Below are 7,960 nucleotides of genomic sequence, written 5' to 3' on the forward strand. Positions count from 1 at the left end.
TCGTAGCACTAGTAGCGTGGCTACTAGCCCTGCTCGTAAAAGACCCCAGAGGAGTGCTGCGCAAGCGGGCAACATAGAAGCGCCGCGAGCGCGCGCCTTCTACTGCAAAATTCGGTAAACTTGCAACTGGTTTAGGTTAAGCATAGAGTGCTAGTTGTTGCTTTAGAGACGGCTTTGCCGAGTACATGCTTTGCGTATTCTGCACATATGCGTTTTCCGAGGCACGGCCCAGTACTTTATGTCGCTAGACTTCCTGCCTTGAGTAAATAACTGAGTATTTTATTATTTATATTCTGATAAATACGAAAGCTTCTACTCAGCATAATCATTACAATATGCCAGAGTTATGCTAGAGTGGGGTAAATGCGTGGGCGTATATGAAATAAGCTTATTAAGCACTTTAAGTACTCCTATGTGTACGGTGGTCTGGTATGCCCACAAATACGGAATCAGCTAAAATGGAGAAAGCTCCTCGTGGAAAGTTAATGATTGTGGCTATAGTGATAGCAATAGCCATTATAGCAGGTCTATTAGGTTACTATGTTGCCACACTAATGCGCCCGGTGAGTGCTCCGCAGAGAGTAAAAATAGCCTTCATATTTCCTGGTAGTATTACCGACACCGCGTGGAACGAGGCAGCTTATAGGGCTATGGAGGCTTTTCGCGGTAGGCATCCAGAGGTAGATATTGCATGGGTTCAGGGAGTATACGACCCCGCTCAAATCGAGGCGACCATTAGAAGCTACGTAGAGCAAGGATACAACCTAATAATCGGTGTAGGTTTCCAATTCGGAGAACCAATGGCCAAGATCGCCCGTGAGGTAACGCGGGACGTCTACTTCCTAGCTATTGCTGGAGCCCCTCAATATAAAGGTCCTAGAGTTAGTATAGGCGATGTAAGAACCGATCAGTCATGCTTCGTGGTAGCCTACGTCGCTAGTAGAGTTACTAAAACAGGTCATATTGGCTATGTAGCTGGCATGGCAGTAGCGGAGCTCTCTAGATGCGAAATAGGTCTTAGAGAAGGTCTCAAGTATGTGGGCTTAGATCCTGATAAAGTACTTCACGTAGTCTATGTTGGAGACTTTCACGACGTGCCTAAATCCAAGTTGGCAACTACAGCGCTAATTAAACAATACAATGTAGACGTGGTTAAGGCTATGGGCGATGGATGCCAACTAGGTGCTATTTCGGCTGCAAAAGATGCAGGAGTCTATGTTATGATGAGCGGTACTTATCATCCAGAAATATACCCTGAGGGGCTCTTACTAGCTGAAGTCTGGGATTGGAGCATTATATTCGAGCAGTTCTACCAAGACTACTTAACTGGCAAATTAAAAGCCGAGGGTGGGCAGGAATACTGGATAGACTTGAAAAATGGAGGCTTAAAGCTGATACCTGGAGGTGCTTTATCCTCCGAGATTTGGGCAGATGCGCAGAGAATAATCGACAAAATAATCAGAGGAGAAATATCAACAGGTTTTACTCCATAGTCTTGAAACTTTTTTTCCCTACTCTCTTAACAATTAACGAGTCTCCTTGAGGACAGGCTGTGATGAGTGAGAACGGAAAACCCATAGTTGAAATGAGAAATATTGTAAAACGATTCCCGGGAGTCACGGCCGTTGATCACGTTAACCTAGTTCTCTATAGAAATGAAGTGCTCGCCGTCTTGGGTGAGAATGGTGCTGGTAAGACGACGCTCATGAACGTATTATACGGCTTATTGTGCCCTGATGAAGGAGAGATCTACGTGGAGGGCAGGAGGGTTCTTCATCGCTCTCCTTTTGACGCTATTAGAAACGGTATTGCGATGGTTCACCAATTCTTCACACTCGTAGAGGATTTAACAGTTGCAGAAAACATTATTCTAGGTTTAAGAGAGGCAGGCTTTATTGTTAATCTCAAGAAAGCGGTGAAAGAGGTAAAAGATTTCGCAAGAAAATTGGGCTTCGAAATCGATCCTAACGTGAAAGTTTGGCAGTTATCTGCAGGAGAAAAGCAGAAAGTCGAAATACTAAAGGCCCTATTCAGAAATCCAAAGGTTTTAATACTTGATGAGCCGACCTCCGTCCTCACCCCTCAAGACACGAGAAAACTCTTCAACGTCATAGAGAGCTTGAAGCGACAAGGGCTGTCAATAATTTTCATATCGCATAAGCTTGATGAAGTTCTTCAAATAGCCGACCGAATCATGGTTCTAAGGCGTGGTAAAGTAGTTGGCGAAATCCCTCGAAGCGCCGCGGAGCCTAGGCTCTTGGCTAAGTTGATGGTAGGTAAGGAAGTATTAGTTGAAGTCGAGACCTCATCCAAACAAGTCTTTGAGAAACAGGCAAGTAAAGTTCTTCTTGAAGTCCAAGACCTTAAGGCACTGGGAGATCGAGGTAACCTCGCCCTGAGAGGCGTTAACCTCAAAGTTAGAAGCGGGGAAATTTTGGGCATTGCAGGAGTTTCGGGAAACGGTCAAAAAGAATTAGCTGAAGCCATCTACGGGTTGAGAAAGCCTATACATGGGAAAGTGCTTTTCTTGGGTCGCGATATAACTCATAGTAGTGTCTTAGAGAGAATTAAATTAGGAATATCCTATATACCGGCAGAAAGATTAAAATACGGCGTAGTGGGAGAGCTGCCACTTTATGAAAATGTGCTATTAACTAGGATTGAAGAAAATCAGGCTATTAGTGACCTGCCGCTAGTGCCATCAAGCTTAAAACCTATTAATTACAAAGCCGTGGAAAACCTAACCATTAACGTAATAAATAAGTACAACGTAGTTACACCATCACACAAAGCGCCAGTTAAGAACCTTTCAGGCGGAAATGTCCAAAGGTTGATTGTTGGCAGAGAAATTGAGAGAAGTCCTAAACTACTAATAGCTGAAGAGCCTACTGCAGGACTCGATATCGCAGCCACGGAATTTGTTAGGAAGAAGCTTATTGAACTAAGAGATGGTGGTTGCGGCATATTGCTGATATCTAGTGACCTTTCAGAGTTACTATCTTTAAGTGATAAGGTAGCTGTAATGTATGAAGGCGAAATAATTGGAGTCTTTAGACCTGGTGAGCTCGAAGTAGATGATATAGGTTTAATGATGTCCGGATACAAGAAAATGCCCAAAGAGAGGATTGACTCGTATTGGGCGTAGTCTTAGTATTTAGAGAACGGAGAATAAGCTTATTGCATATATTATTGCTACCTATGCTAGCTGTAGGATTCGCGTTTATAACAGGCTCGCTGTTAATGATCTGGGCTAATGTTGATCCACTAACCGGCTACATCGCATTTCTTAGCGGTTCCCTAGGGGGATACGCCCAGATAGCAGACACTCTTCTTAGAACTACACCTTTTCTCCTAATGGCCGTTGGAATAGCGTTCTCTAACAGAGCTGGTGTTTTGAACGTAGGGGCAGAGGGTCAGTACATAATGGGTGCAATAGCAACCACCGCCGTAGCGCTCTATTTACAAAACGCGAACATCGATTACGCATTAGCATTGACGATCTCCTTGATAGCAGGCGCTTTTGTAGGAGCTCTCTGGGCTTCTGTTGCAGGCATTATGAGAGCGTATTTCGAAGTTAACGAAATTGTTGTTACAGTAATTATGAATTGGTTAGCATTTAAAATCATGCAGTGGCTATTGAGGGGGCCACTAAAAAGCCCTCTTTCTCAAATGTGGCCCATGTCTCCTCCCATCGACATAAAGTTGCCTGTAATTATGCCTGGAACAAGGCTTCACGGGGGTTTCGTCCTTGCTATAGGCGTGGCTCTCTTGACGTACTATGTACTCTTCAAAACCAAGCTAGGTTATATGGTGAGGGTACTAGGAGCCAATCCACACGCTGCCAGATACGCTGGCTTTCCGGTTAAACGACTAATAGCCTTCAGCATGGCATATAGTGGTGCTCTAGCCGGCTTGGCAGGCGGCGTGGAGGTTCTAGGGGTTTTTCACTTTTTGTACGAAGGCATAGCGGTCGGCTTAGGCTATACTTCTATAATTGCATCACTATTAGGTAGAAACCACCCACTAGGTATAATAGGCTCCTCGCTCTTGTTTGGAATGATATATAATGGAAGCGTCTATCTACAATCAGCCACAGGGCTAACCTATACATTCTCAAAGGCTGTTGAGGGGCTAATCTATATGTTTTTTGTGCTGTTCTCGGTACTAATGTTTTACGAAATAAGACTAGTTGCCAGGAGAGAGAAAAAATGAGCCCGGAGTTGATTGGTTCCATAATAAGTCTAGGCTTAACGATGTCAGCTCCCGTGGCTATTTCTAGTTTAGGCGAAGTATTCAGCGAGAGATCTGGCGTAATAAACTTAGGCATTGATGGCATAATGCTTATGTCAGCCTTTGTGAGCTTTCACGTTGTATTTTTAACGGGCAATATTCCTGCTGGATACTTACTAGGAATATTGACTGGAGTTTTACTGGGTCTCTTGCTGGGATTGTTCATTGTAGTTTTAAGGTTTAACCAGGTAGTAGCAGGCATGGGCTTATATTTCCTAGGACTAGGCCTTTCCGACTTTCTCTATAGAGTAATATACGCTAATAAAGTAGTCCTCATCCCCAAAACCACTGCTTTAAAGGTACCTTTGCTCTCCGAAATACCCCTCATTGGAGAGGCCTTCTTCAATCAGTATCCCGGTGTTTACGTGATGTTCATACTTACCGGAATCATCTACTTTATCCTCTACTACACGAGAATCGGGCTGTGGATTAGAGCCCTTGGTGAGAACCCCAGAGCTTGCGATGCGGCCGGTATTAATGTAACGCTGTACAGATTACTATCGCTGGTGTTGGGATCGGCCTTTGCGGGCTTCGCAGGAGCTGTTCTCTGCCTAGAAATTACAGGACTTTTTTACGAAAACCTGACTTATGGCATGGGATTTATTGCTATAGGTCTGGCGTATTTCGGAAAATGGGATCCCCTTAGAAGCTTAGCGGGCAGCCTGATATTTGGTATCACTTGGTCAATAGGTATAAGCCTACAGGACGTCTTCATAAAAATTGGCATGCCTGAAATGACGTACTTCATGATAATGTTGCCATATCTGGCGGTACTAGTATCGCTCCTAATAATGTCCAAAGGAGCAAGGCCTCCCGCATCTCTGGGTAAGCCGTATTATAGAGAATGAAGAGAGGAGTGGAGCAAATGTTCTACAAAGCTTGCACAACTAAACAAGCTTTTTGACGTTTCTTAGCAATTACAACGCTAAGAAGATCGAATTATACCGCCTACCCCCTTGCTTCTTAAAATACCGACAAGCTTGCTTACGAGCCCCTCTTTGGGCTCAACGGGCTCGAAGTCTAGTACGTAGTCCTCGCCGCCAGAGAGCTCTGACAGCGCATCGCTCAGAGCGTCATCAATCATTTCATTCCTGATCACTTCTTCAAGCAACTTACTGACCTTATCATTCATCTCAGCAGTTTCAAACATGCCAGTATTATGGTTCACATGTTAGTATGGCGGTTTTACTAAAGCCTCGCACAAGATCTTTCATTGCCGTAATAATCTTAATGCTATTGCTAGCATTAATCCCTGCTGCCCATATTGTTCACGGGTTTTGACAAGGCAGAGTACATCGTGATAAATACGTTGGCTTCAAGCTTTCATGTTTTTCACGTCTTGCGCTGTTTCATCTCCTCTGCCATCATTCTGACCTCTCTGGGCTGGAATAACGTACCGCAAAGCCTCCGCGAGCATATAGAGCTTCAAACAAGCTTACTAGCAGGATAGACCTCTTCTTCCTAAACACCAGGTACATAGCAGGTGTTCTCTCAGAATACCTGGCTGCACGCGAGTCAAGAATAGTGTTGAAGTCTGATGCGACCTTGTGAAGAGTTCTAGCCATGACACTAGCGGACATGATAGGGAGGTTCATGGAGATTTCTAGAAACCGTTAAAGCATATGAGTCGGGGTGTGTAAGAGATTGCTGAAAATGGCGAATATCTGGTACCCTGGTTCTAAATCATGCGTCTTCGAAGACTTCGGCCTGGAAGTGAACAGCAACGAATTGGTCTTGCTAAGTGGCCGCTCACCGAGAGCGGTCTTTGATTGCCTTTCGTGTTCGTTGATTGCCGCCCTCGGGTTCCCCGCGGTCTCCCCGGGCCCCCTCACCGCCCTTCTGGAGCGGATCTCGGAAATCCGGGGTCACCATAGTGCTTATGGGGGAGTCGGGGTTTATAGACACGCGGCCTCGGCACACCTCATAGCACTAAGAGGGGTTGCGAAGCAAAGCAAACAAGCCCAATGACCATGAAATATATTACAGCCCAACGAGCCTAGCAAAAACAACTGTTCTATTAATAGCTGCAAGCTTACTAGAACCCGAGCAGGGCTTAGTATAGTTTGATGGGGGATCCTCGAAGAGACAACCACCTGGAGCGAGGAAGTTTATAGAACTGCTATTTCAGGACTTTGAAGTGATGTTGTTCAATCCCACGGTATACGACGAGGTCCTCTATGTTCCCAGACAACTGTGTAGAGATCTCATCGAGAAAATAGCTAGAGAGGCCATCAAGGCTGTTGGTCTACCGGAATGGTCCTTGTCTAAAAGAGTCCATGGAACTAAGTTGTGGTGAGAATAAGCTTGTAGCCCTGGCGTCGATCATTTCATTCAAGCCTAAGTCCTAAGTTCTTGTTGCTAGACGAGCTTTTCGAGGGACTCTCTAGGAAAGCGAGGGCTGGAGTTACTTGCATTATCAAAGGGTTGATAAAGGGAGAACAGGCGTCTTGCTGGCATCACATGTGCCATCAATCGAATTAGTGGATGTAGAGAACAAGGTAATTGGTCTAGGAAGGAAAAATCACTAGATGAGTTTGCTTAAAGCCTCGATAATAGCGGGTGCGACACTGACTTTGCTGATGGGGCTTAAAACAGTATTAGTGCCGACGAGCTCTCTAAGACCAAGCCTTAGCAGCTTACTGAAAGCATCTCCTACCAGTAGTGGGTGCACTGTCGCCACGTAGAAGTCCTTGGCACCTAAATTCCTTAAAGCCTTTACAGCCTCAATGATCGTTCCACCCGTGCTTATAATGTCATCGACTATAACTACATCTCTCCCCTCTACTTTAACACCTTTTGCCTCGACAACGACTCTCTCGGCTGTCAACCTGGTCTTCTCCAATACACTGTACTCTAAGCCCCCCAACTCCTCTGCCATTATTTTAGCCCATTGCTCAGCCTCTTCGTCGGGTCCTATTACGACGGCATTGGTCAAAGAGTGGTGCTTCTTCAAGTACTTGCCCAACTCTCTCACGCCTGTTATGTTGTGGAAATTAGCACCGAATAATGCGCTCGGATCACTAATCCTGTGTAGGTGCATGTCAATAGTTATAATGTGGTCGACTTTAACGGTTTTAAATAGTTTAGCGAGGACTTGTATGCTTACAGCCTCACCTGGATTAAACCTGCTATCCTGCCTAGCGTAACTCATATACGGTATCACAGCTATGATCTTTCTCGCACCCAGATCCCTGAGAGTGTCGAGGGTATACAACGTCTCAACAATAGCTTCATTCGGCTCTCTTTGAAGCGAGTTCACATAGATAACGTCTCTCCCCTGGACATCGCTTAAAACCCGTATATAAATCTCGCCATCAGGAAATTTCTTGACTTCAATGTTGCCGAGCTCGAAGCCTTTCAAAAAAGCTAGCTCCACAGCGAGATGATCCCCGTTTCTGCCTCCAAGAACTAGTGGTTTCAAAATCTCACTCTCTTAGGTGCTATTGTCTTATAAAGTGGGGATAATAAATGCGCAGGAGCCTGTCCGAATTGGTTTTTGGAACATATCAACTTCTCGAAACTAGAAATCTTCAATAGAACTCAAAATAATACGCACGATGCGGTTCTAGCCGAGTTTAACACCAATAGTACACGTCCATCCTGAGTTCGTGGAACATTCCATCCGGCTCACTACGGTGCTGGCTGGTGCTGTGGTGTCATGGTAACGTTG

General features: G+C 45.1%; 8 protein-coding genes. 5 read left to right on the plus strand and 3 right to left on the minus strand.

The annotated features are described in order from the left end of the window. Window positions 1–431: 431 nt before the first annotated feature. The 4 genes from ACP5KC_RS07490 to ACP5KC_RS07505 all read left to right on the plus strand — a co-directional run bounded on the left by ACP5KC_RS07490 (window position 432) and on the right by ACP5KC_RS07505 (window position 5,138). Complete coding sequence (locus ACP5KC_RS07490; protein ID WP_428287130.1) at window positions 432–1,493, plus strand: BMP family lipoprotein; 1,062 nt, start codon at window positions 432–434, stop codon at window positions 1,491–1,493. Between the two features lie 62 nt (window positions 1,494–1,555). Next, on the plus strand, window positions 1,556–3,145 hold the full coding sequence (locus ACP5KC_RS07495; protein ID WP_428287131.1) for an ABC transporter ATP-binding protein: 1,590 nt from the start codon (window positions 1,556–1,558) through the stop codon (window positions 3,143–3,145). 53 nt (window positions 3,146–3,198) lie between these two features. Next, window positions 3,199–4,212, plus strand: a complete 1,014-nt coding sequence (locus ACP5KC_RS07500; protein WP_428287137.1) for an ABC transporter permease — start codon at window positions 3,199–3,201, stop codon at window positions 4,210–4,212. Further along, window positions 4,209–5,138: an ABC transporter permease gene (locus tag ACP5KC_RS07505; RefSeq protein ID WP_428287132.1), complete on the plus strand. Its 930-nt coding sequence runs from the start codon at window positions 4,209–4,211 to the stop codon at window positions 5,136–5,138. The genes ACP5KC_RS07500 and ACP5KC_RS07505 overlap by 4 nt, the downstream gene beginning before the upstream one ends. Before the next feature lie 77 nt (window positions 5,139–5,215). Here ACP5KC_RS07505 and ACP5KC_RS07510 read toward each other — a convergent pair whose 3' ends face one another. Both ACP5KC_RS07510 and ACP5KC_RS07515 read right to left on the minus strand, forming a co-directional pair. Further along, window positions 5,216–5,422, minus strand: coding sequence for a hypothetical protein (locus ACP5KC_RS07510; protein ID WP_428287133.1), 207 nt, complete (start codon window positions 5,420–5,422; stop codon window positions 5,216–5,218). 232 nt (window positions 5,423–5,654) lie between these two features. Next, window positions 5,655–5,870, minus strand: a complete 216-nt coding sequence (locus ACP5KC_RS07515; protein WP_428287134.1) for a hypothetical protein — start codon at window positions 5,868–5,870, stop codon at window positions 5,655–5,657. A 557-nt stretch (window positions 5,871–6,427) separates the two neighbouring features. Here ACP5KC_RS07515 and ACP5KC_RS07520 point away from each other — a divergent pair. Further along, on the plus strand, window positions 6,428–6,586 hold the full coding sequence (locus tag ACP5KC_RS07520) for a hypothetical protein (RefSeq protein WP_428287135.1): 159 nt from the start codon (window positions 6,428–6,430) through the stop codon (window positions 6,584–6,586). 228 nt (window positions 6,587–6,814) lie between these two features. Here ACP5KC_RS07520 and ACP5KC_RS07525 read toward each other — a convergent pair whose 3' ends face one another. After that, window positions 6,815–7,711: a ribose-phosphate diphosphokinase gene (locus ACP5KC_RS07525; RefSeq protein WP_428287136.1), complete on the minus strand. Its 897-nt coding sequence runs from the start codon at window positions 7,709–7,711 to the stop codon at window positions 6,815–6,817. Between the last annotated feature and the right edge of the window lie 249 nt (window positions 7,712–7,960).

This window comes from Infirmifilum sp. (genome assembly GCF_049970975.1).
GTDB lineage: Archaea > Thermoproteota > Thermoprotei > Thermofilales > Thermofilaceae > Thermofilum > Thermofilum uzonense.

Bases quoted from the DNA above. Each gene is read 5' to 3' on its own strand.
- ACP5KC_RS07490 (WP_428287130.1), top strand. From the start codon at position 432: ATGCCCACAAATACGGAATCAGCTAAAATGGAGAAAGCTCCTCGTGGA.
- ACP5KC_RS07495 (WP_428287131.1), top strand. From the start codon at position 1,556: ATGAGTGAGAACGGAAAACCCATAGTTGAAATGAGAAATATTGTAAAA.
- ACP5KC_RS07500 (WP_428287137.1), top strand. From the start codon at position 3,199: ATGCTAGCTGTAGGATTCGCGTTTATAACAGGCTCGCTGTTAATGATC.
- ACP5KC_RS07505 (WP_428287132.1), top strand. From the start codon at position 4,209: ATGAGCCCGGAGTTGATTGGTTCCATAATAAGTCTAGGCTTAACGATG.
- ACP5KC_RS07510 (WP_428287133.1), bottom strand. From the start codon at position 5,422: ATGAATGATAAGGTCAGTAAGTTGCTTGAAGAAGTGATCAGGAATGAA.
- ACP5KC_RS07515 (WP_428287134.1), bottom strand. From the start codon at position 5,870: ATGTCCGCTAGTGTCATGGCTAGAACTCTTCACAAGGTCGCATCAGAC.